This window comes from Mycolicibacterium aromaticivorans JS19b1 = JCM 16368, assembly GCF_000559085.1.
Classification (GTDB): Bacteria; Actinomycetota; Actinomycetes; order Mycobacteriales; family Mycobacteriaceae; genus Mycobacterium; species Mycobacterium aromaticivorans.
Genome location: NZ_JALN02000001.1, coordinates 1,193,932 through 1,216,605, shown reverse-complemented (window position 1 = coordinate 1,216,605; position 22,674 = coordinate 1,193,932). Strand labels below are relative to the sequence as shown.

Genomic DNA, 22,674 nt, shown 5'->3' with positions numbered 1-22,674 from the left:
TGTGCGGTGGCCGTCGGGCACGACCAGGATCAGACTCATGCTCTGGGGGCTGGCTGAAATGCTGCCTGCGTAAACGCAAGGTCCAACCCTGCGATAGGCCGACCTCCCGGCCGGCCCGCGAGCCAGGAAACCAGGGCGATTCACGACTCGTACTCGGCATCGCTCGTTGCCTGGGCGCATCGTCAGACACCTCGATCGACCGTATCGGTGCGGTATGCCCCACGCGATTCCAGCCATCACATTCTCTCGCGCCCGGTGGCGACTAAATGGAGGCTAGGTAGCGTTACCACTCGCACCAAACGAGGAACCGCAGAAGCCGGGAGACCACATTGGCCGCCACTGATCAGAGTCGGACCGACGCCCCTTTTGAATCCGACGGCGGTCTGCCCGTCAACGCCTTGTTCCTCATCCTCTTCGGTTGCTTCAACCTCATCTACGGCGTGCTGCTGATCCCGATCCTCAACGGCTCACTGCGATCCGACAACGGCGCGACCAACGCGATGTTCGTCATCGCCTTCGCCATCATGATCGGATTCCTCGGTATGACGCCGGTGGGCAGCTTCGGTGAGTCCCGGCTGCTGTTCGTCATCGGTTTGGCTCTGGTCCTATTCGGGTCGGTAGCCTTCGTTTCACCCGGGACCCTGCACCGCGCCATGCGCTATGTGCTCGCCGCAATGCTGTTGGCCCTCGGCCTAATCCGGCTGCCAATGTTCCTGGTGCGTCTGCGTCGAAGTGCCTCGGCGGTACCAATTAGCTTTCGCGTCCCCTACGTACTGATGCATGTGCTCTGTCTGCTGATCGGCCTACAGATCGTGTTCCACTGGCCTGATTGGCTGCTGGTACCGGAGCTTGTCCTGCTCGGGATATGTCAACTCGTGCTCGGCGGTCTGGCGGTGCGACTCGGACCGGCGGTGCCGGGAGCCGTACCGTACTCAGCTTCCCATCTTCTACTGGGCCGCATGAAGATGTCCATGCGCAGTCAACTGATGCTGTTGCTTGCGGTCACCATGGTGTTCATGGCCGTCATGGTGGTCCTGGCCGTCATGCGGATCGCGCCGTACGAGGGATCACGGGCCAGTGTGGAGTTCGTCTTCATCACTGCCATGCAGGTGATGCTGGTGGGCAGCACACCCATTCGGGATTTCGTGCCATCATGGCCGCTGGCGATTCTCGGGATGGTGATGGCGTCAGCCGCGATGGTCGCCAGCATCCTTCCCGGCCTGATTGACGGCGCGCTGGGCGCCGCCATCGGGGTCAGCAACCTGCTCACCGCGGGATTCGGCTCGGTGCACCTCGTCGGGGCAGCCCGCCGGGCACGCGCACTCCCGCCTGGGTCGAGCAGACGATTTCTGTGGCGGATCGTCATCGTCAGCGCCATCACGTACGGTCTGCTGATCATCTTCGGATTCAATCTGCTTGTCCCCGATGTGATTCCAGGAACCGTGATGTTGGCGGTGCTCCTCCTGGCCGGGTGCGCGCTGGGCTGGCTCTCGACGTTACTGGATAAGATTCCGAAGCCCGGCGCAGCTGCCACGGCGGCGTAGTCTAGATCGTCCGCGCCAGCCGCTCCGCCAGCAGCCCCGCAAACTTCGCGGGATCATCCAGCGTGCCGCCTTCGGCGAGAAGCGCTGTCCCGTAGAGCAACTCTGCTGTTTCGGTCAGGCCGGGATCGCCCCCACGGCTAGCAAACGCGTCACGCAAGCCCGCGATCAACGGATGGCCCGGATTGAGTTCAAGGATGCGCTTTTCGGAAGGAACCGTCTGCCCAGAGGCCGCCAGCATGCGCGCGAGCGCCGGCGTGATGCCGAAGCTGTCGGTGATCAGACACGCCGGCGACTCTGTCAGACGGGTCGACAGCCGCACCTCTTTGACGTGATCGGACAACGTCTCCTTCAGCCACTCGAGCAGACCGGCGAACTCCTGCTCCAACTGGGAACGCTCGGCCTCGCTGGTTTCTTCCTCGGCGGACAGGTCCACCTCGCCCTTGGCCACCGACTGCAGCCGCTTGCCGTCGAACTCGGGGACCATGTCCACCCAGACCTCATCGACCGGATCGGTGAGCAGCAGCACCTCATAACCGTTGGCCTTGAACGCCTCGAGATGCGGTGAACTCAGCAGTTGCTGGCGCGATTCGCCAGCGGCGTAGAAGATCTGGTCCTGACCGTCCTTCATGCGCTCGACATACTGCGCCAGCGTGGTGGGTTCCTCGTCGCTGTGCGTCGAGGCGAACGACGACACCGCCAACAGCATGTCCTTGTTGTCGGCGTCGGACAGCAGGCCCTCTTTGAGGACCCGGCCGAACTGCACCCAGAACGTGCGGTAGTCCGCAGGTCGCTCTTTCTGCATGTCAGCAATCGTCGACAGCACCCGCTTGGTAAGCCGTCGGCGGATCGCCTTGATCTGACGATCCTGCTGCAGGATCTCGCGAGAAACGTTGAGCGACATGTCCGCCGCGTCGACGACACCCTTGACGAACCGCAGGTACGGCGGCAGCAACTCCTCGCAATCGGCCATGATGAACACCCGCCGGACGTACAGCTGTACACCCACCCGCGCGTCCTGCTGGAACAGATCGAACGGCGCATGCGACGGGATGAACAACAGCGCCTGGTACTCGAAGGTGCCTTCCGCCTTCATCGGGATGACTTCCAGCGGGTCGTCCCAGGCGTGCGCGATGTGCTTGTAGAACTCGGTGTATTCCTCTTGGGAGACTTCGTCTTTGGGGCGCGTCCACAGGGCCTTCATCGAGTTGACTGTCTCGGCCTCGATGGTGACCTGTTCCTCGCGGCCGTCCTCGGTGGCCGGGCTGCGGCGCTCGACCTGCATCCGGATGGGCCAGGAGATGAAGTCGGAGTACTGCTTGACAAGCGACCGGATCTTCCATTCCGAGGTGTAGTCGTGCAGCTCGTCCTCGGTGTCCTCCGGCTTGAGGTGCAAGGTGACCGCGGTGCCCTGCGGCGCGTCGTCGACGCCGGCCACGGTGTAGGTTCCCTCGCCGCGGGACTCCCAACGGGTCGCCGAGCTCTCGCCCGCCTTGCGGGTCAGCAGCGTGACTTTGTCAGCCACCATGAACGACGAGTAGAAGCCGATGCCGAACTGACCGATCAGTTCCTCCGAGGCGGCAGCATTCTGGGCATCCTTGAGTTGCTGGCGCACTTCGGCGGTCCCGGACTTCGCCAGGGTGCCGATCAGGCCCACCACCTCGTTGCGGGTCATCCCGATGCCGTTGTCGCGGATCGTCAGCGTCCGCGCGGCCTTGTCGATGTCGATCTCGATGTGCAAGTCGGAGGTGTCGACGTCGAGGTCCTTGTTCCGGAATGCTTCGAGGCGAAGCTTGTCCAGAGCGTCCGACGCGTTCGAGATCAGCTCTCGCAGGAATGAGTCCTTATTGGAGTAGACCGAGTGGACCATCAAATTCAGCAGCTGGCGGGCCTCGGCCTGGAACTCCAGTTGCTCTACATGTTCAGTCATGGTGAATCCGTTCGACACGACGACAACTGATGTCGGCAGGCATAATAGCTAGCCTGCAACGGGTAGCTGTCGGCCAGTCCTCGGGTCACGACCTTCGAGGATTGGTGACAGAGCGGCACGGCATGATGGCCAAATGCGCGCAAGATCTACTAGCCAGTCCTGCAAGGCCGTCGCGGCGGTCCTCGGCGTGCTGGTCGCACTCATCATGTGCGGACCAACCGGCCTCGCGCATGCGGCGGTAGCGGCGCCGGCCGGCGATGCGCTGTCGATTGGCGACCCCGATGCGCTGGGGCAGATCGATCTCTACGTCGACCCGCTGTGCCCGTTCAGCGGCAAATTCATGCGGGCCCAGGGCGACAAGATCGGCAAGCGGGTGGAGGACGGCACGCTGCGCGTCAACGTCCGGTTCGTCGACTTCCTCGACAAGTACTCCGCCAGTGGCGCATACGACAGCCGCGCGATCTACGCCGCATACGTGGTGGCCGACCAATCGCGATCGAGTGACGTTACGTGGCACTTCATCGAGGCGATCTATGCGAAGGACACCCAGCCCAAAGAGGGTGGCCCCACCGATCTGAGCAACGACCAGCTTGCCGACATCGCCAACCGGGTCGGCGCGCCTCAGTTGGCCCAGGATCTCATTCGAGTCGGCCTGCCGATCGGCTTCGACGCGCACGTGATCGCGGCCAACAATCTCGATGCCCTGCACCGATTCCCTGACCCGGGAGTCCCGCGCGTCGTGATCAATGACCAACCCGTCGACGAGGATTCGGACTGGCTGGCGCAGCTCCCCGTCTGAGCCGACCTACCCCGTCAACCCAACAACACTTCGGTGACGCCGAGCAGCTCGAACTGGGGGTCGGGCCTTGCTGGCCGGTCGGGCTAACGCTGACCAAAGAAAACGTCGCCGTCTTAAAGATCTGTAGGCTTCGTTCGCCGAGATGCACTCGGCGAACGACATTACGGGCGGGTCGGTGGAGCGTCATGACTGCACGTTTCGAGGAACTCGACTGGTCCGAGACCCCCATGGGGGTAACAGCCTGCGCAGACGGACCGAGCCGTCCCTGAACGTCGATGTGTACGAGGTCAAGCTCGGCGACGAGTTCCTGATGTCGAGCTTGTTCACTGCGGCTGAGGTGGCGCTCGCGCGCCTCGGCCTGGCCCAGGCGGTCAATGCGGACCTCGATATCGTCGTCGGGGGATTGGGGCTCGGCTATACCGCGCAGACGGCGATCGAAGATCCCCGCGTTCGTTCACTGGTCGTGGTGGAAGCACTCGGGGAGGTCATCGGCTGGCATCAGCGTGGGTTGCTCCCCGACTCCGCCGAACTGGCGTCGGATCCGCGGGTTCGCCTGCAACGGGGCGACTTCTTCGCCATGTCCGACAGCGAGGCCGGTTTCGATCCGGAGACACCGCGCCGGCGCTTTCACGCCGTGCTCCTCGATATTGACCACACGCCGCGACATGTCCTGCACCCGAGCCACGCGGGTTTCTACACGCCGGCGGGATTGCGAAAGCTCGTCGGGCACCTGCATCCCGGCGGGGTCTTCGCGCTGTGGTCCGATGATCCACCCGACGCGGAGTTCGAGGGCGTCCTCGCCGAAGTCTTCGGCCAGTTCGAGGCATCTATCATCCGGTTTCCCAACCCGCTGACCGGCGGGCACTCGACCAACACGGTCTACGTCGCAAGGTAGATGTCGCCGATCAGACCGGATCTCAGGGTTGAAACCGTTGTGCGACAGGTTATTCGACCTGCGGCCGCGTTGCGCGCTTCCCGGTTGACCCGGCTGAGGCTAAAGCTGTCCCAGCGGCCGGCAGACGTTGGACAGTGCGTTCCAGTACTGACCCGGCGGGCAGTTCTCGGCTTGGCGCGGCGTCTGGCACGTATTCGTGATCGGGTCCCAAAACTGCCCGTTCACACAGTTCAACGGGTCAGCTGCACTGACACCCACACCGAACGGCGCTGCTGCCGCGATGCACACGGTTGCGACGGCGGCGACCGTCGCGCGACGACGAAGTGATTTCATGCACTTATTTTTCCCGACCGCGCAAGCGCCCAAACCATGGCCCACCGCACAGAACTAACCCGCCAGCCCCAGCAACGGGGGCACCAGATACCGCCGCGCGAACGACCGCAGCGCATCATCGTCACCCAGCGCGACGTTCTGCGACGGCGTCAGCACGAACGACACGATGATCCGCACCGTCACCTCGGCGACCTCGAGCAACTCGAGTTGAGTTCGGCGATCATCGGGCAGCGCCACCGCCAGCTGGTGCGCCAGAAACGATGATGCGGTCCGAATGACGCTGTCGCCCTCAGTCGTCAGGAACGGCAGGACCGTTTCCGGTTCGGTCGCGAGCAGCCGCTGCAGAAGGGCATGTCCGCGCAACGTGTTCAGCGTGAACACGAACCCCTCAACCAGCTTGTCTTCTGCTCCGTCGTAACTGCTGGCCTCAGCGGCCAACTCGGAGAGGAACCGCTCGAGTTCCCGCAGCAGCACGGCCTCGACGATCGCGTCCTTGTTCGCAAACGTCCGGTACAGCGTCACCCGCGCCAGCCCAGAACGCTTGGTGATGTCCTCCACCGTGGACCGGCGAATCCCGAACAGCTCGAATTGCTTCAGAGCCGCGTCCAGGATCTTCTCGGCGTTGCCCTCCACTGTCGGCGACCCGAATCGCTGCACCGCTTTGGCGAGCAGGCCGCTGTACTTCATTGCTGCAGTGTAAGGCCTGCTCGGACGCTATTGATACAAACGAACCCAGAATGTATCTTCGGTTTCACCGGCCCAACCGCGATCCAGGAGGCTCGACATGACTGCTTCGACCAGGACGGCACCACCACCGAGTCGAGAGGAGTTCTCCGACCGCCTGCTCAAGGGCTCGGCCCGCAAGTCCTACGCCCCCGTCGTCGACATCGACTGGGACACCCCCGTCGTGCCCGACAAGTACTTCCTGCCGCCCCGGGTGATCTCCCTCTACGGCACACAGATGTGGGAGCAGATGAGCCGCGAACAGCAGATCGAGCTGTCCCGGCAAGAGTTCATCAACCTGCTCTCGGCCGGCGTGTGGTTCGAGAACATCCTCAATCAGGCACTGCTGCGCGGCCTCATGCACGCCGACGTCACCGCGGCCTCCACTCACTACTCGCTCACCGAACTCGGTGACGAGACCCGCCACATGGTCATGTTCGGCCGCGCCATCGCGGCCGTCGACGGTAAACCGTTCCAGCCCAGCCGGATTCAGCGGATGACCATCAACCTGCTGCCGCTGGTGTTCCAGAAGACCGTGCTGTGGATCGCCGCACTGGTGGGGGAGGAGATCTTCGACGCACTGCAGCGGGAGATCCTCGACGATCCGGACATCCAGCCGATCGTGCGCCGCGTCATGCGAATTCACGTCACCGAGGAAGCGCGCCACATTCAGTTCGCCCGCGACGGCGCCCGCCGAGACGTCCCCAACATGAAGGGTCGAAATCGCTTCCTGCTCGCGACGATCCACGGCGCCGGCGGCCCGTTCTACCGCTACCTGTTCACCAACCGTGCCGTCTACCGCCGCGCCGGGCTCGACGGGCATGAAGGCCGACGGCAGGCCCGGGCAAATCCGTATTTCCATGAGACCATGCGAACGGGATTCGCGCCGCTGGCCGCATTCCTCGAGGAGATCGGACTGATGAACCGGATCAGCCGGCGGATGTGGAAGCGGAGCAACTTCCTGTGACGGCCGCGGCCGACGACAGCGGTGTCTTCGACGGCGATGCCGAGCTGGACGTCGCCGGCGTGCGCTGTCCCGTCCGGGTCCGCCTCGCCGGGCACCTCAACCCGATCGACGGACAGTACCACTGGCAGGGCCTCGCATACGGCGCACCCGATGCCGTCACGGCTGGCAAACCAGCGCAGCTGACCATCGGAAATCGCAGCGTTGCAGTGAAACTCGTCGAACGAGTCCCGTCCGGACAACTCATGATCAGTGGCGTCGGCGCGCCGCCCTACGACCTGGTGTCGGTTTAGCCCTGGCCGACCCGTAGATGCGCGGTCATGAGCAGTCCGTCATACACCGACCGGTCCGGCATCGCGCCGTCGTGCGCTACACCTTGAAAATCTGTGGCGACCTGTTGGGCGAGGTCTCGTAACTTGACGTTGGTCTCTTGTGAACGCCAGCGCAGCAGGTCGAAGGCCGCGTCGGCGCTGATGCTGTACACCATCATCAGCATCCCTTTGGCCTGATCGATGGGAGACCGGCGGGCGGCGATGTCCTCGACCTCATTGCTCACCTGCTCCTGTGCGCTACGGAGGTCGCCCGTCATGTCGATGTAGAAGCCGTCACTGCCGATCACCTCACCGGCATCGTCGCGCATCTGGTTGCCCACGACGACCACATGGTGGGTTCGTCCCTCTGTGTCGCGGATCCGATGCCGCGTGCTGAACGGCTCACGGTTGTGGCGTATTCGCTGCAGCAACTCGAGGAGCTCGTCGCGATCCTCCGGATGCTTGTGGGAGAGCACCAATTCGGTTGTCGGAGTGACGGAGCCGGGCTCGTAGCCATGCATGCGGGCCACCTCGTCCGACCACTCCCAACGGTCGTCGGCGAAAAAGTACCTGACCCACCCGATCCGAGACAGCGAGCCGGGTTCGGGCGGCCGCGGGCCACTACCGCGGCTGCTTTCGCCCCGCCGCTCATCTGGCCGGCCCGACATGTGCAATACCCTTCGGCAAGTCTGCGTCAATTATGACGTTCTGTCAGTAATTGGCACTGTCCATTTTAGTCGCTGCAACCGCCGCTGACGTGCAGCTTTCGCATCATCGGGACAGCGTCATCGTTCCTTAACAACTGGTGGGGACTCGGTGACGCCCGGCCGTTGGCCAGGCCGGCCGTCGGAGTCGGAGTCACGCTGTGCGCCTTGGCATCCGAATGCGCTCAGCGAGGGCGTGCGCGATATTGCCGGGTGGACACGCTGGATGCCTCTTTGGTGGTAAGTTTGCGGTTCGAACAGTTTGCTGCGCGGGGCGAGGAGGCGGGCCGTGGCCGAGCCGCTGAAGGTCAATCCGGAGTCGCTCGTCACTTCGGGCGGAGTGTTGGACCAGCACTCGCAGAACGTGTTCGCCACCCATACCCAGGCCGACCAGACCATCGAGTCGTCATTGTTCAGCTGGGTGGGACAATCTCAGTCCGCGCTGGCGGCGAAAGCTGCCGCCTGGTCCACGGTGACGACGACCCTCACCACGCGCCTCTACGAGCATGCCGAAGGTCTGCGGGTGAGTGGCATGACATTCGCAGCGATGGATCAGCGCGACGCTGAGGAATTCGCCGACGTGTATCGGCCGAACGGTCAGGCGCGTGACGCTTAGCGTCGCAGACATCGAGCGGTGGGACCCAGAGGCCGTCCGGGAAGTTTTTCACGCAGCGTCCGCGCGCAGCGGAGCCTCGACCGATGCGGCGCGGGCGTCCGAACAGCTCCCCGCATTTGAGTCCTGGGGTGGCGTTGCGGCGGACGCCGCCCGCGACGCGATACACAAGACGCGGGTCGACCTCGACGCTCATGCCCGTGAAGCCCTCGCGGTAGCCCAGGCCGCGCAGAAGGCCGCACAAGACATCGAGAAAGTGAAGATCGAACTCCGCGAGCTCAAAGACGACGCGAGAAGCCAGGGGTTGGACATCGATCCAGCGACGAACTCGGTGGTCAAGGGTCCGGGATTCACGGGGACGGCCGCGGATCTGGCGGCGAAGATCGCCGACCTGCAAGCGCAGTTGAACGCAATCCTGGTCGAAGCCAACGGTGTTGACGCCGAACTGGCTGCGGCGATCAACATGGCGGACGGCAGGCTTCCGGTACCCGATGCCCAACCCACGCCGCCGCCACCGCCGGAATCGACCCCGCCCGAGGACGTCAAGAAGTGGTGGGATTCGCTGACACCCGAGCAGCAGCAGGCCGAATTGCGGGACAATCCCCCATATATGGGCAATCTCAACGGGATTCCCGTCGAGGCCCGTGACGTGGCGAATCAGACCGCGATGCGCACCGACATCGAGAACATCCAGGAAGCCGCCAGCCGGCACGGTGTCTCCGCGCAGGATGTCGTCAACGACCCGTTCCGCTACGGCTGCACCCCGGACGACGTCACGCGCTACACCAACGCGGTCAAGGTGGAACAGGCACTCGAAGACGATCAGCTGGCTACCGGCGCCAAGACATTTCTTCAGGTGTATCAGCCGACGAAGTTCGACGGTCAGGGCCGCGCGGCAATCGCGATCGGCAACCCCGACAAAGCTGCCAACACCACGGTGGTGGTGCCGGGCACCAGTCACAGCGTGACCGAGGGCTGGCTCAGCGCCAGCGATGCCAGCAACCTGTACAACGAGGCCGTGAAAGCGGACCCGAGCCGATCGGCGTCCGTCGTCGCCTGGATGGGCTATGACGCGCCGAACAGCCTGACCGACCCGCGGGTCGCGCAGACCTCGCTGGCGCACCAGGGCGGTGCGCTGCTCGCCGCAGATGTCAACGGCCTGAACGTCACTCACGGTCCGGGCCCGTCGCACATGACCGTCATGGGGCACTCTTACGGCTCGACGACGGTGGCCGACGCGGCAGCGGGTTACGGGATGCACACCAACGATGTGATCCTCATCGGCTGCCCCGGAACCGATATGGCCAAGAGCGCCGGAGACTTTCACCTCGGACCGGGTGGGCATGTCTTCGTCGGTTCGGCCTCGACGGACCCGGTCACCCAGCTCGGGGGTATTCCGCAGGTGCACATCCCGGGTACCGGCGTGAATCTCGCGCTGGGCGCCGACCCGGCCATGGACGGGTTCGGCTCGACCCGTTTCAAAGCGGAAGTCCCCGGCTGGACCATCAACGACCACAGCCATTACTTCGAACGTGGCACCGAGTCGCTGTTCAGCATGGCCGACATCGTCTCCGGCCACGGTGATGCCCTGGCCCTCGACGGTATGACCGCGCCGCATCGCAGCGACAACATCCTCACCGACATCGGCGTGCTGCCGTCCGATCCCGAGCTGTATCGTGCCCCGACATCAGGCCACTACCACTAGGACGGAGCCCAGTGATCGTGCCGCGCAAGAGGATCCCGCTCGCGGTGACCGTGATGGTTGCCGCCGCACTATCAGGATGTGGAATCATGCAATCCGACGCTGACCGAGTCTCCAACCCGCTGACCCCCGAGCAGTCCAAGGCTCAGGTCATGGACGCTGCGCACGACATCGTCACCACGCTGAACATCAATGTCGTCGAAGCGGCGTTTTGGCACGCGTCGTGCAACGACCAGGGTGACCCACCTTTCCGCGGGCAGATGCGCATCGCGTATCCACCCGCGGCATCGTTCGCGGTGTCTGACACCGAGATCGCCCAGATGGTCCAGCAACTCCGCAACTCCGGCTGGACGTCCGATCCGGGATTTCACACCCATGGCACCGCGTTGAGCAAGGCCAATGTGGTGGCTGTCTTCGGGCCGCAGAACGTCAGCAATCCGAACCGCGACATCGAACTGTTCGGCGAATGCCGTGATACCACCACGACAAAGGACACCAAGGGCCGGGTGGAGCGCGTCACGCTGCCCTGAGTGCTCAGATCACATGGGGTGCAATCAGCATGGTGGTCCCGAGCACCACGAAGCCGATCAGGAACGCCACGATTGTAAAGCCCATCACCTGGCGGACATTCAGCTTCGCGATCGCCAGCAGGGGCAGTAGCCAGAACGGCTGGATCATGTTTGCCACGCCCTCGCCGACGGCGACTGCCATCGACATCAGGCCCAGGTAGGCCGACGAGTGCTGACCGACCGCCACCGCCGAGTCGACGGCGATCGGTCCCTGCACTGCCCAGTGCCCACCGCCGGACGGGACGAACAGGCTGATGATCAGCGACCCGACGAAGGTCAGGAACGGCAGCGTGTATTCGCTCGCGCCATGGACGAGGCCCTCGGCCAGCAGAGTCTGCAACGGCTTGATGTCTTTGGCCGCTTGGTAACCCAGCAAGCCGACCAACCCGCCGTACAGCGGGTACTGCAGTAACAGCGGACCCGATACCTTGGCGGCGCCGGTGAATGCCCGAATGAACCGGATCGGGGTCTTGTGCAGCAGCGCGCTGGTGATCGTGAGCAGCATGATCATCGATGAGATGTTCAGGGCGAAACCGCTGATCCAGAAGTAGGCCATGCCGGCCGCGAAGACCAGCACGTTGAGGATCCAGAGGTTTTCCAGCCACTCCGCGAAGGTCTTCGTGCCCCCGGTCTCGGTCTGCGGTTGCTCTTCGTCCTCGAAGATCGCCGGGTCGGGAGCCAGGGTCTGCGCCGGCGCCATCCGCCACACCGCGAGCGCGAGCACGGCCAATACGACGATCACCGACAGCCAGCTGTAGGGCTGGAAGATGGTGTCGCTCAACGGCACCGTCATCCCGGTGATCTTGTGGATCACGTTGATGGGGCTGCTGCTGTCGGTGTTGGCCAGCGCGATCGACGACGACAGCCCCTGGGTCCAGACGATGAAGCCCATGAACGATGCGGCGATCAGATAGCCGAAATGGGTGTCGGGCAGTCGTTTTGCGACCTGGCGTGCGACCAGTGCGCCGGCGACCAGACCGAGGCCCCAGTTCAGCAGGTGCAGCGCCGCGCTCACGCCGAAGCACAGCAGCGCGGCCTGAACCTGATTGTTCGGCTTGCTCGCGGCGTAGACGATGGCGCGCTTGAGGATTGGTGCCTCGGCGAGGGTGTAGCCGGTCACGAGGATCAGCACCATCTGGAAGGCGAAGGTGAAGATGTTCTGCGATCCCCACACGCCGCCGTACCAGGCTTTGAGCATTCCGGTGGCGGTGGCGTCCTTGACCAGGAAGCCGACCAGGGCCGCGACGACGATCGTGAGGATGACCGCGAACAGGTACGGGTCGGGCATCAAGCGTTCGACGTACCGGACCGACAGCCCGGTCAGCGATTGCATGATGCCGCGACGTTCGCGCTTCTCGTCTGCCTGCGTCGTCATTGTTGCCCCCTCGCTGTCGGCATCCTCGACTGCCTGGCGCACTACGTTACGAGGCGATCTCCGCGGTTGCCGCCGGAGTGTCCAGATCGCCATAGGCATTGGCGTAGCGCTGGGCCAGGGCGACGGCGACTTCGAGGCGCTGCCAGAGCCCACCTCCGCTGCTGGCGGTCGCCAACCACAGCGCCAGTCCATGTGCGACCGACGCCCGGTAGCGCAGCCACACCTCGTCCGAGGACGGCAGCTCCTCGGCGGGCAGGCCGAGCGCGTCCCGATACTCCTCCAGCAGCGCCCGCTCGTGCTCGCGACGGTCGTCGACGGTCAGCGCCCCCTGCAGGAAATACCCGACATCCAGTGACCAGTTGCCGCGACGGGCGACCTGCCAGTCCAGGAACCCGACCTCATCATCGGGCGTGACATAGGTGTTGCCGATGTGCGGATCGCCATGCAGAAGCGTCTGCGGTGAGGTGGTCAACGTCCTGATGTACGGCTTCCACACCCCCTCGACCAGCTGGTCGATCGACAGCGACAGCACCTCGGCCGGGGTGCTGTCATCGAGCTGCTCCAGCGCGCTCGGCAGTGGCGCGTACTGCAGACCGTCGAACGGCTCGAACGGTTCCAGCCAGCCCAATGCCGGCTCCCGCAGCACGCGATCACCCCAGTACCGTCCGTGAAGCCGTCCGAGCCCGCGCATCCCGGAGCGCGCCTGATCGATCGTCAGCGGCCGCAGGGAATCCCGCGGATCCGCACCCCGGGCGGTGAGGTCTTCCATGACCAGGCAGAAGTCGTAAGCGTCTTCGTCGATGAGCGCCGCGTAGACGACGGGATGCTCCAGTGGCAGCTCGACGCCCGAGCTGAACAGTCGCGGCTCGTGGAACATGCCGCTGGTCATCCGGATCAGCTCTTTGTGGTCGGGGTCGGCAGCCTTGACGAACACGGTCGTCGGTCCCGTACCCGCGGAGTAGGACAACCGCAGGCGCGCACGACGATTGGTGCCGTCGTCACGGAGGTCGATCGCGACGTCGCTGACCGTGGCGCCCGGGTAGTGGGCGGCCAGGGCGTCCGTCATCCAACCCGGCGACACCTCGGCGAAATCGGCGGGCACTGACAATGCGGGTGAGCTCATGTCGGCGGGCACTCCTCGGGTGCGACTCGTCTGAACTATTACGACACGAAGTGTGTCGTAATAGTCGGAAACTTACCGCACCGTCGCGGACGGCCGTCGGGAATGGGCGAAGTTAAGCTCGCGACATGTCGCAACCGCCCGGCCGGCCCCGAGACGCATCGCTGCACGCGGCGATCCTCGATGCCGCGCGCGAGGTGCTGATGGAATCCAGCTATGCCGAGCTGTCGATGGATGGCGTCGCGGCGCGGGCGCAGGTCGGCAAGAAGACGCTCTACCGGCGGTGGACGTCGAAGGCGCCGCTGGTCGCCGAGGCGGTGCTGGACGCTTATGGCCGAGGCGGTTCGTTCGACGTGCCCGATACCGGCGATCTCGGCGCGGACCTCCAGCGCTGGCTGATCGAGCACGGTGAGTTCATCGCCGAACCCGCCAACGCCAAGCTCATCCGTGCGCTCGTCGCCGCCGCGGCCGCGAATTCCGGTGATACCGAAGCGCTGTACGAACAACTCAGCGTTCCGCAGCGCAGTGGACTTGTGGACAGAGTCCGCCGGGCGGTGGACAGCGGTGCCGTGCGCCCCGATGTCGACCCCGACGCCATCGCCAACGCACTGATGGGCACCCTGCTCCTGCAGGTCATGAGTAGCCCGGTGGGCAGCGACGACGCCGCGGGCCGGTACGGGGCTCTGGTGGATGCGCTGTTGAGCGGCGTCCGCTCGGCCTAGGGTCGTTGACGTGCATCTCGAGGAATTGCAGTGGTTCGTGGTGCTGGCCGAGACCGAACATGTCACCGAGGCGGCGGCCGAACTCGGGGTCAGTCAACCCACCCTCTCGCGCGCCCTGAGCAGGCTCGAGCAGAACGTGGGTGTCCCACTGTTCGATCGTGTCGGGCGTCGACTCCACCTCAACGAGTACGGCCGCATCATGCTCGAACACTGCCGCCGCAGCCTCGCCGAAGTCCAGGCGGCTCTGGATCGCATTGCGACGCTGCGGGATCCCGACACCGGCCGCGTCCGCCTGGCTTTCCTGCATTCACTGGCCAACTGGTATGTGCCCGAACAACTTCGGCGATTTCGGGAAACCGCGCCGAAGATCCAGTTCGACCTGTTTCAGGGCGCCGCGCACGAGATCGCCCGCAGTATCCTCGACGGTGGATCCGATGTCGCCGTCACCTCACCGCGGCCCGACCCAGGGGCCTTCTCTTGGCACCGCCTCTACGTCGAGCGACTGTGTTTGGCGGTCTCCGTGGGCCACCGGCTCGCGGGGCGCAGCCGGGTCAGCCTGTCGGCGGCGGCCAGTGAGCCGTTCGTCGCGCTCGAGAAGCCATTCGGGTTGCGGCAGTTGACCGACGAGCTGTGGGTCGAGGCCGGGATCGACCCGCAGATCGTGTTCGAGGCCTCCGAGATCCCGACGATGGAAGGTTTGGTCGCGGCGGGGTTCGGCGTGGCGGTGGTGCCGGTGCCCCGGGACGGCACTGATGCGAGGGTGATCCATGTGCCGCTGTCGAACAGCCGGGCCAAACGCGAGGTCGGCTTGGCCTGGGCGCGCAGCCGCCCGCTGGCGCCACCCAGCCGGCGCTTTGTGGATTTCCTCGCCGGTAGTTGAGTCCGCGCTGAGCGCTCACCTGGCGTCATGCGCAATCTGCATGGATAGAAGTTGGTCTATGTATTGGACACATCAGTAGTGCTTTCCTACCGTGCACTCAGTGACGATTGACCAATCCCCGGACCGTACTTGGACCGGGCACACCCGCGGCTCATCCGCCTACGCCCGACTCCTGGCGGCGCTGTTCTGCGCGGGCGTGGCCACCTTCGCGCAGCTGTACTCGCCGCAGGCGGTCCTGCCCTTGATCTCCGCGGACCTGGCCGTCGGTGCTGCCCGTGCCGCACTGATCATTTCGGCGTCGACCGTCGGTTTGGCGATCGGCGTGATCCCCTGGTCGGCGCTGGCCGACCGCATCGGCAGGGTCAAGGCCATCACGGTTTCGGTCTCCGGCGCCACGCTGGTCGGGATGCTGGTGCCGTTCGCGCCGACGTTCGGGCTGCTGATGGCAGGCCGGTTCGTCGAGGGACTGCTGGTCGGTGGGGTGCCGGCCATCGCGGTGGCGTACCTGACCGAGGAAGTCGACCGCGCGCACGCCGCCCGCGCGGCCGGCACCTTCGTGGCCGGAACGACGATCGGCGGCCTGCTCGGACGACTGGTGTCGAGCCCGGTGGCTGAGTTCGCCGGGTGGCGCATCGGCGTCTTCACCGTCGCGGTGATCTGCGGGATCGCGGCGATGGGCTTCGTCAAACTGGCTCCCGAACCGCGCGGCTTCGCTCCGGCGTCGCACCGCGGAGGCAATCCTGACGGCAGTCTCGCGCACCGGCTCGTCGTCAACCTGCGCACGCCGCGCCAGCTCGTCCTGTTCGCCCAGGGCTTTCTGTTGATGGGCGGTTTCGTGGCGCTCTACAACTTCCTCGGCTACCGGTTGACCGCCGCGCCGTTCGGACTGCCCGCGTCGGTGGTGAGCCTGGTGTTCCTGGCGTACCTGGCCGGAACGTGGGCGTCGTCGCGCGCCGGGGCCGAGGCGGCCCGCTTCGGCCGGAAACGGGTGCTGCTCGTCTCGGTCGTGATCATGATGATAGGAGTCGCGATCACGTTGAGCGCCAACGTGATCGCGATCCTCATCGGGTTGGTGGTGGCCACGGCGGGGTTCTTCGGTGCGCATTCCACCGCCGCGGGATGGACCGGGCTGGCCGCGCCCGGGGGCAAAGCCCAGGCGTCATCGCTCTACAACCTCTTCTACTACGGCGGCTCCAGCGCCATCGGCTGGCTGGGTGGTGTCGCGTTCGACGAGCACGGGTGGACGGCGGTCGCCGTCACCATCCTGGTACTGGCGGGCATCGCCGGATCGCTTGCGGCCCTGGTGCTACGAGACGGCTAGCGGCGCCTCAGTAGTCCCAGACCGCCGGCACACACCGCAATACATCACCGGCGGTCGCGCGCAGTGATTCGAAAAGTCATCCCGGGAACGGCGCCGCAATGCCAAAGTAGAGCCGATGCGTCGAGGAATGTTCGGTGTGCCGCTTCTGGCCACAACGGTGCTGATGAGCCTGATCAATGCGCCCATGGCGGCGGCCGGCGACAATGATTGCGCTCTGCTGCTTCCCGCGGCAGACCAGCTGGAAGCGGTGTTCAACGAGATCGCACCGAGGGGGACACCGCCGTGGGTCGCCGCTCAGGTTCGGGCGCCGCTGAGTCCGTTGCACAATCTGAGCAGTCCACCCGGAATCGACCTCCGGATCCGGTCCAACATGGTGGCGTCGCAGATCGACAACGGCGACCCGTACCGCCCGGCGACACCGGAGCGACTCGCGAGCGATCTGGCGAAGGCCAGGGATCTGCTCGTCGCGGTTCGCGAGTGGTGCGCACCCTAGCGTTGGCCCCGAGGATAATCGGGAACGACGCGACGGACGGAGGTGACACGGCAGGTGAGTTCCTTGCCCGACGCGGCGACGCTGGAGACAGTGCTCGACATCGCTGCCCGCGCCCCGTCCCTGCGCAACCTGCAGCCGTGGCGCTGGCAGGTCGACGGTGAGGCCGTGCACCTTTATGCGGACTGGAGTCGCCGGGCCGGTGACGCCCCGGCGGACCGGCGCGACGTCCTCCTCGGCTGCGGGGCGGTTCTCGATCACTGCGTCGTCGCGATGGCGGCCGCGGGGTGGCACCCGACTGTCCGGCGGTTCCCCGACCATGCAGACAACAGTCATCTGGCGATCCTGGAAGTGGTCGAGCAGCCGCCTCAGGATGGGTGGAGCGAGCTGGCCTCGGCGATACCGCAGCGACGCGCAGACCGCCGTCCATACGGCTCCCGGCCGATAGCGCCCGGCACGCTCGAACTGCTGTACATCCGGGCCAGGCGGTTGGATGTGGATGTGCAGGTTGTCCCGACGACTCGGTGGACTCGACTGGACAACGGCGCCGTCGAGCTTCACTACCCAACAGCCACCGGCGAGAGGTCCGACGAAACACCCGATGGCGCAGTGTTATTGGTTCTGGGAACTCGCCGCGATGGTGACGACATGCGGTTGCGAACCGGTGAAGCGCTCAGCCACGTGACGCTGACGGCCACCGCGATGGGTTTCGCAAGCTGCCCGCTGACCGAGCCGTTGAACGACACCCGAAGCCGGCTTGCGCTGGCATGCGAGGTGTTCGACGGTACGACTTATCCGCAAGCCCTGATTCGTGTCGGACACCCGTTGGACGATGCCGAGCCGCTGCCCGCGACCGATCGTCGAGCGGCACGCGATGTCACGGAGTGGACCAATCGGTAGCGCTCAGTTCCTGAAGACGCCCCATTGCTTGATCTGGACTCGTTGAGCGTCGGGCCAAATAGCCTTGGCAGCAGGCGAATTGCAGAAGTAGTCCTCGGCCTGGCGAATGCTCATGTCGACCGCATGCAGGCCGTCTTCCTGGTGGGCGCGGCAGTTGACGGTCAACGCTTTGTTGGTGGCCGGATCTGCCTCCAGCACTTCGATGGTCAACACCACGACGAGCGTGTACCCGGCGCCGGTCGGCAGATAGAAGGTCAGGTCCCGACTGGCCGGGCCGCCGCCATTGGTGACCAGATAGCCGTCCCCGCTGGGATACACGGCCTGCCCGACCATCTGGGTGCGCTCGTAATGCCGACTGTCTTCGTGGGCGCGCCACACCGCGAACCGCGTATTCGGATTAGCGCCGTTGAGCAGATTCCGCGAGATCGGGATGATCAGTTCCTGACTCCCGTCGCCGTCGAGGTCCTGCAGCCCGACACCGCCCGGGGTGGACGGCTCCAGGAGTTCGTCGATCGTCTGCACCACCGCGCCCGATCGGTCCGTCACGGTGACCTTGACCGCCCCGGGCTTCGGCAATTCGGGCACCCGCCAGTAGTTCACGGCGAAGTCGAGATCACCGGAGTGCAAGGCGCAATCGACCTGCGGTGACGTGCCCGACGGTGTGATCACGGGGTTCGACTGCGGGCAGGGCGGCAGCGAGGTGTCAGCGGCTGCGTGAGGACACACCACACCGGCTGTCGCGATCGTCAGCGACGCCAGCAGCGCCGACCAGCGCCTGAATGTGTGCCGACTGTGGGTGTTATGCACCGATTTCAGCCAAATTCCGTGCATAACACCCACACTCACGGACGCGGTGCCGGTGGGGCCGGCGCGGGGGCGGGAGCCGGGGCCGGGGCAGCGGGGGGAGCAGCAGGCGCGCCACCGGGAACGGGTGGGCCCGGGGGAGCGGGCGCAGCACCCGGAAGCTGCTGCTCCTCGGGTGCCTTGGTGCCGGTCTTCGGGCCGATATCGGTGACCTGCCAGCCGTTTCCGACCTTGTTCACGGTGACCCGCAACAGGATGATCGACACCTTCGGCGTCGGGTTCTGCAGATTGCGGGTCGTCTGATGGGCCGACACCACCACTTCGTAGGACCCGTCCGGGCTGAGGACCGGGTCGGTCGCCAGCACTTCGCCGGTTGAGCTGACCTGTGCCTGCAGCATCACCGCTTTGAGCAAGTCGGTGGCGTTGACGTACTTGTCCTTGAGTTGTTGTGACACACCGTCTTCGACGGATCGGAAGAACGCGTCCGGGTCTTCGAAGCTATAAGTGAGCGACTTCATCGCGTAGTCGCGGGCCAGCTGTGCGGCGGCCTCACGATCGGCCTGCGCTTGACGTGCCTGGGCGAGTTGGCCGTTCACCTCGCGGTATTTGACGACGCCGAACGCGCCGCCTCCGACGAGCAGCACCGCCAAGACGATCGCTACCCAGAAGCTGCGGCCCCGCCGCGGCCCGGCCGAAACCTCGTCCGCCGCGGCGGTCTCGCTCACGGCGTCGTCGACCTTGTCGTCCTCGCCGACAGGTGAATCGGTCATGTCAGAGCTGTCCTCGCTGTCGGTCATTGATGCCACTGAGGTACGTTGAGCTGCACCCGAACGCCGCCGGTGTCGTTGAACGTCGATTCCCAGAAGTCCAGCCAGTGCCCGGCGTCGATCTTGATGTCGTGTAATGGTGCCATCGCGGGCTGCAGGATGGTGGCGAACGTGCCCAGCGGGCCGGCCAGCATGTCGAGCCATTCGCCGAACTTGGCGACCAGGATCCCCGCCGGGTCCTGCGGGCCGATGACACCTATGCCGGTGTGCGACAAGATCTCGATCTGGTGGACCAGCTGCAAGAACGCGGGCACCGACTTCGGCAGCATTTTGCCTGTCTCGCTGATGATTTCGCCGGCATGGATGTCGCCCAGGTTGGTGGTGAACGTCGACACGTTGCTGAACAACGTGGTCAACAGTTCCTTGTCGTCACGGATCACGTTCGCGGTCAACCCGGCAGTGACGGCCAGCGAGTCGATCGTCTCGTCGTTGCCCTTGAACGCCGCGGACATGTCGTTGATGATGCCGTGGATCTGGTCGAGGTTCAGTGCCGTGAACAGAACATTGGCTCTCGCGAGCAGGTCGCTGGCGGTCACGATCGGTGCCACTCGGTCTGGCGGGATCACGGCGCCGTCGGTGAAGTAGGGCGGCGCGATCAGCGTCGGCCGGAAGTCGATGTACTGTTCACCGGCGGCCGACAGGTTCTCCACGCTGATCGCGCTGTCGGCCGGGACCTGGTATTTACGGTCCACGTCCATCGAGACGGCAAGTCCGGTGGCGGTGGTCTGGATGCCGGTCACCCGGCCGACCTTGATGCCGCGCATCGTCACTTCCGAGGTGGGCATCAAACCACCGGAAGAGTTGAGCAGCAACGTCAGTCGCGTGACCTGTTTGGTCGGCCCCATGTCCAGCACGCCGAACGACATGTAGGCCGCGCCGGCGAGGGTCATCACCACCAGGATCACCAGCGTGGTGCGCGCACTGAACTTCATGGCACCAACCCCATCGTCTGCATGGCCTCGACAGCCTGGTTCGCCTTGTCGGCGGGATCAACCCCTTCGTGCCCGGTGGGTGCGTGCAGTTCGGTGATGGTGTACTTGGGACCGCCGTCGCGGAACCACCCGAGCAGCTTGTAGCGCAGCAGCGCCACGAACTTGTCGGCGATCACCGGGATGGTGGTGTCCGCGGTGGCCATCGTGTGGATCATCGGCGTGATGTAGGACAGGATCTGCATCAGGTCGCCCGCGATGGGGTTGATCAGATCGCCGCCGAGCTTGCCGACGTCCTTGCTGGCGCCGACGACGTTCAGGATGGCCATCGTGACCGCCGACAGCCCTTGGAGTTTCGCCGGGCCTTCAGTCACCAGCCGGTTGAACACCTGGGTGTTGGCCGCGAATCCGGAGGTGATGTTCTCCATGCCGTCGAGCATCTGGTCGATGGTGTCCTGATTGGTGGCCAGGTCGTTGAGCACCCCGGCGACCGTGTGCTGCATGCGGGTCAGCTCGTGCGGATCCTGCGGGAACGCTCTGTTGACGTTGACCACGGTGGTCTGCAGGGTGCCGATCGCGCCACCGGCGACGAGGTTCGACATCGAGCGCAGGAGATCCTCGACGTTGTCGGCCGGTGAGGTGTTGCTCACCGGAATGGTGTCGCCGTTGCGCAGTACCGGCCCGGACCTGTCTTCCGGCGGAAGCAGCGCGATGTAGATGTCGCCGAGGGGGGTGGCCTGACGAAGCTCGGCACGCGTCGCCACGGGAAGCTTGGTGTCACCGGCGATTTCGACAGTCGTGACCGCCGTGGTGCCCTGGAGTCGGACGCTGTCGAGCACGCCGACCTGAACGCCGCCGGAGTCCACCTTGGCCCGTGCCGGCAGATTGAGCACACTGGCGAACTCGATGTTGATGTCGTAGGAGTGCCGCGGGCTGTAGGCACCCGGGACCGGCAGCCGGGTCGGATCCAGTGAACAAGCCGCGGTGAGACCGATGATGACGGTGAACAACAATGCGCTGAACGCGCGCAGCGAGCATCGGGTCATGGCAGCGCCGCCCCAAGAACGAGATTGGTCAGGCCGAGCGTCACCGGGTCGGTCGGGGTGCCCGACGCGCACGCAGCCGCGGCGCCGGGGATGTTGCGCTCCGTGAGTCCTTGGCAGATTGCGCCGGCCTGCGTCGGGGCGATCGACACCTGCGGCGGGATGTAGGTCACGTTGTGGGTGCCCCACGCCGGCTCGTAGATGTCGGCGAGCCAGTTGCTGAACTGCGGCCAGGAGTTGATCATCGCGGTGATCGCCGGGATGTGCCGGTTCAACAGATCACGCAGTCCGCCGAACCGTTTGTCGAACTTGTCGTAGAACCGTGGGCCGAACCGGTTGAGCGCCTCGATCAGCGTCGGCAGCAGGTGGGACACATTGGCCATCGCGGCACCGAAGTTGTCCGACAGGCCTTCCATCAATTGGGTGGTGACCGGCAGGGTTTGGATCACCGAGGCGAAGCTGTCCCAGTTCTTGAGGAAGTCGGAGGTGAGGATCTCGCTGTTCTCGAACAGCTGGCGGTAGTCGGCGTCGGCCTTGTACGGGTCGGCGAGCATGGTGCGCAGGTTGCGCATCGTCTTGTTGATCCCCGGCCCGGTGCCCTGCAGGGAATTGCTTGCCGCGCTCAGACTGTCGTTGATCGCCTGGACGCCGGGCGCCGTGGACGGATCCTGGCCAGGTTGGGATCCCAGGATCGCATCGGTGAGACTGCCGATGGCGGAGAACGTTTCGCTGACGCTGATGGGCGTCTTGGTGGACTTGAGCTTGATGCAGCCCGGACCGGTGAACTTGGGTCCCCCGGTGTAGGGCTTGGTCAGCTCGACGTGCCGATCCGTGACGATGGATTGCGAGTAGGTGACCGCGCCGACATCGGCAGGCAGGACGAGATCCGCGGGCACGGTGAAGTCCACCTCGACATGGTCGGGTTTGTTGACGATCGCGGTCGTCGAGCCGATCTCGATACCCAGCAGCGCGACCTTGTTGCCGGGGTACAGGCCCACCGCGTCGGTGAATTCGGCGCACATCGCCCGGGTGGGGTTGAGCTTCGGGGCCAGTACTTTGATGCTGACGGCCACCGCGACCGCCAGCACGGTGAGGATCACCACCGCTATGGCGATTCCACGGCGTGACCGCAGCCGCGCGCCGATGCGTGATGCCTTCGTCAGGTCAGCAGGAGCCATG

Annotated in this window: 24 protein-coding genes; 13 read left to right on the top strand and 11 right to left on the bottom strand. The window is 65.1% G+C overall.

What is annotated here, in order from left to right; translation table 11 throughout:
• The first annotated feature begins 329 nt into the window (after positions 1-329).
• The gene (locus tag Y900_RS05890) at positions 330-1,544 is read left to right on the top strand and encodes a hypothetical protein (protein WP_036340063.1); all 1,215 of its coding nucleotides are present in this window, start codon (positions 330-332) and stop codon (positions 1,542-1,544) included.
• A 1-nt stretch (position 1,545) separates the two neighbouring features.
• On the opposite strand, the gene htpG is transcribed toward Y900_RS05890, so the two are convergent.
• Positions 1,546-3,471, bottom strand: coding sequence for a molecular chaperone HtpG (gene htpG / locus Y900_RS05885; protein ID WP_036345976.1), 1,926 nt, complete (start codon positions 3,469-3,471; stop codon positions 1,546-1,548).
• A gap of 133 nt (positions 3,472-3,604) precedes the next feature.
• Here htpG and Y900_RS05880 point away from each other — a divergent pair, with 133 nt between their 5' ends.
• Together Y900_RS05880 and Y900_RS05875 are read left to right on the top strand one after the other, a co-directional pair.
• A complete protein-coding gene (locus Y900_RS05880) occupies positions 3,605-4,270 on the top strand; it encodes a DsbA family protein (RefSeq protein WP_036340060.1) in 666 nt (221 codons plus the stop codon).
• Between the two features lie 310 nt (positions 4,271-4,580).
• Complete coding sequence (locus tag Y900_RS05875) at positions 4,581-5,165, top strand: polyamine aminopropyltransferase (RefSeq protein ID WP_237752514.1); 585 nt, start codon at positions 4,581-4,583, stop codon at positions 5,163-5,165.
• Positions 5,166-5,264: 99 nt separating this feature from the next.
• On the opposite strand, the gene Y900_RS30810 is transcribed toward Y900_RS05875, so the two are convergent.
• Together Y900_RS30810 and Y900_RS05870 are read right to left on the bottom strand one after the other, a co-directional pair.
• A complete protein-coding gene (locus Y900_RS30810) occupies positions 5,265-5,498 on the bottom strand; it encodes a hypothetical protein (protein ID WP_081845001.1) in 234 nt (77 codons plus the stop codon).
• A gap of 54 nt (positions 5,499-5,552) precedes the next feature.
• Positions 5,553-6,185, bottom strand: coding sequence for a TetR/AcrR family transcriptional regulator (locus Y900_RS05870; protein WP_036340057.1), 633 nt, complete (start codon positions 6,183-6,185; stop codon positions 5,553-5,555).
• A 97-nt stretch (positions 6,186-6,282) separates the two neighbouring features.
• Here Y900_RS05870 and Y900_RS05865 point away from each other — a divergent pair, with 97 nt between their 5' ends.
• Together Y900_RS05865 and Y900_RS05860 are read left to right on the top strand one after the other, a co-directional pair.
• Positions 6,283-7,188 carry an AurF N-oxygenase family protein gene (locus tag Y900_RS05865; RefSeq protein WP_036340054.1) on the top strand — a complete coding sequence of 302 codons (906 nt, stop codon included), beginning with the start codon at positions 6,283-6,285 and terminating at the stop codon, positions 7,186-7,188.
• Complete coding sequence (locus Y900_RS05860; RefSeq protein ID WP_036340051.1) at positions 7,185-7,478, top strand: DUF4873 domain-containing protein; 294 nt, start codon at positions 7,185-7,187, stop codon at positions 7,476-7,478. The genes Y900_RS05865 and Y900_RS05860 overlap by 4 nt, the downstream gene beginning before the upstream one ends.
• Here Y900_RS05860 and Y900_RS05855 read toward each other — a convergent pair.
• A complete protein-coding gene (locus Y900_RS05855; protein WP_036340049.1) occupies positions 7,475-8,164 on the bottom strand; it encodes a PAS and ANTAR domain-containing protein in 690 nt (229 codons plus the stop codon). The two genes, Y900_RS05860 and Y900_RS05855, sit on opposite strands and share 4 nt — an antisense overlap.
• Before the next feature lie 325 nt (positions 8,165-8,489).
• Here Y900_RS05855 and Y900_RS05850 point away from each other — a divergent pair, with 325 nt between their 5' ends.
• The 3 genes from Y900_RS05850 to Y900_RS05840 all read left to right on the top strand — a co-directional run bounded on the left by Y900_RS05850 (position 8,490) and on the right by Y900_RS05840 (position 11,045).
• On the top strand, positions 8,490-8,816 hold the full coding sequence (locus tag Y900_RS05850; RefSeq protein WP_036340046.1) for a WXG100 family type VII secretion target: 327 nt from the start codon (positions 8,490-8,492) through the stop codon (positions 8,814-8,816).
• Positions 8,806-10,518 carry an Rv0964c family protein gene (locus Y900_RS05845; RefSeq protein ID WP_051659912.1) on the top strand — a complete coding sequence of 571 codons (1,713 nt, stop codon included), beginning with the start codon at positions 8,806-8,808 and terminating at the stop codon, positions 10,516-10,518. Before Y900_RS05850 ends, Y900_RS05845 begins: the two co-directional genes overlap by 11 nt.
• An 86-nt stretch (positions 10,519-10,604) precedes the next feature.
• Complete coding sequence (locus Y900_RS05840) at positions 10,605-11,045, top strand: lipoprotein LppJ family protein (RefSeq protein WP_036345971.1); 441 nt, start codon at positions 10,605-10,607, stop codon at positions 11,043-11,045.
• 4 nt (positions 11,046-11,049) lie between these two features.
• On the opposite strand, the gene Y900_RS05835 is transcribed toward Y900_RS05840, so the two are convergent.
• Both Y900_RS05835 and Y900_RS05830 read right to left on the bottom strand, forming a co-directional pair.
• The gene (locus Y900_RS05835; protein ID WP_036340043.1) at positions 11,050-12,459 is read right to left on the bottom strand and encodes a TIGR00366 family protein; all 1,410 of its coding nucleotides are present in this window, start codon (positions 12,457-12,459) and stop codon (positions 11,050-11,052) included.
• 46 nt (positions 12,460-12,505) lie between these two features.
• Positions 12,506-13,582 carry a phosphotransferase gene (locus Y900_RS05830; RefSeq protein ID WP_036340041.1) on the bottom strand — a complete coding sequence of 359 codons (1,077 nt, stop codon included), beginning with the start codon at positions 13,580-13,582 and terminating at the stop codon, positions 12,506-12,508.
• A 125-nt stretch (positions 13,583-13,707) separates the two neighbouring features.
• On the opposite strand from Y900_RS05830, the gene Y900_RS05825 reads away from it, so the two are divergent.
• The 5 genes from Y900_RS05825 to Y900_RS05805 all read left to right on the top strand — a co-directional run bounded on the left by Y900_RS05825 (position 13,708) and on the right by Y900_RS05805 (position 17,892).
• Entirely contained in the window at positions 13,708-14,301 is a 594-nt protein-coding gene (locus Y900_RS05825) for a TetR/AcrR family transcriptional regulator (protein ID WP_036340038.1), read from the top strand.
• 10 nt (positions 14,302-14,311) lie between these two features.
• Entirely contained in the window at positions 14,312-15,181 is an 870-nt protein-coding gene (locus Y900_RS05820; RefSeq protein WP_036340036.1) for a LysR family transcriptional regulator, read from the top strand.
• A 100-nt stretch (positions 15,182-15,281) separates the two neighbouring features.
• Positions 15,282-16,502 (top strand): MFS transporter, encoded by a 1,221-nt coding sequence (locus tag Y900_RS05815; RefSeq protein ID WP_036340034.1) that lies wholly within the window; start codon positions 15,282-15,284, stop codon positions 16,500-16,502.
• Between the two features lie 115 nt (positions 16,503-16,617).
• Positions 16,618-16,995 (top strand): hypothetical protein, encoded by a 378-nt coding sequence (locus tag Y900_RS05810; protein WP_036340031.1) that lies wholly within the window; start codon positions 16,618-16,620, stop codon positions 16,993-16,995.
• Positions 16,996-17,049: 54 nt separating this feature from the next.
• Positions 17,050-17,892 (top strand): nitroreductase family protein, encoded by an 843-nt coding sequence (locus tag Y900_RS05805; protein ID WP_036345968.1) that lies wholly within the window; start codon positions 17,050-17,052, stop codon positions 17,890-17,892.
• 3 nt (positions 17,893-17,895) lie between these two features.
• Here the strand turns inward: Y900_RS05805 and Y900_RS05800 are convergent, their stop codons facing one another.
• The 5 genes from Y900_RS05800 to Y900_RS05780 are packed head-to-tail and all read right to left on the bottom strand — an operon-like array spanning position 17,896 to position 22,673.
• Complete coding sequence (locus tag Y900_RS05800) at positions 17,896-18,723, bottom strand: hypothetical protein (protein ID WP_109751027.1); 828 nt, start codon at positions 18,721-18,723, stop codon at positions 17,896-17,898.
• Positions 18,724-18,734: 11 nt separating this feature from the next.
• Positions 18,735-19,466, bottom strand: coding sequence for a hypothetical protein (locus Y900_RS30175; protein WP_051660324.1), 732 nt, complete (start codon positions 19,464-19,466; stop codon positions 18,735-18,737).
• Positions 19,467-19,489: 23 nt separating this feature from the next.
• Positions 19,490-20,455, bottom strand: coding sequence for an MlaD family protein (locus Y900_RS05790; protein WP_036340027.1), 966 nt, complete (start codon positions 20,453-20,455; stop codon positions 19,490-19,492).
• Entirely contained in the window at positions 20,452-21,498 is a 1,047-nt protein-coding gene (locus Y900_RS05785) for an MlaD family protein (RefSeq protein ID WP_036340022.1), read from the bottom strand. Before Y900_RS05785 ends, Y900_RS05790 begins: the two co-directional genes overlap by 4 nt.
• The gene (locus Y900_RS05780; protein WP_036340019.1) at positions 21,495-22,673 is read right to left on the bottom strand and encodes an MlaD family protein; all 1,179 of its coding nucleotides are present in this window, start codon (positions 22,671-22,673) and stop codon (positions 21,495-21,497) included. Before Y900_RS05780 ends, Y900_RS05785 begins: the two co-directional genes overlap by 4 nt.
• Position 22,674: the final 1 nt, after the last annotated feature.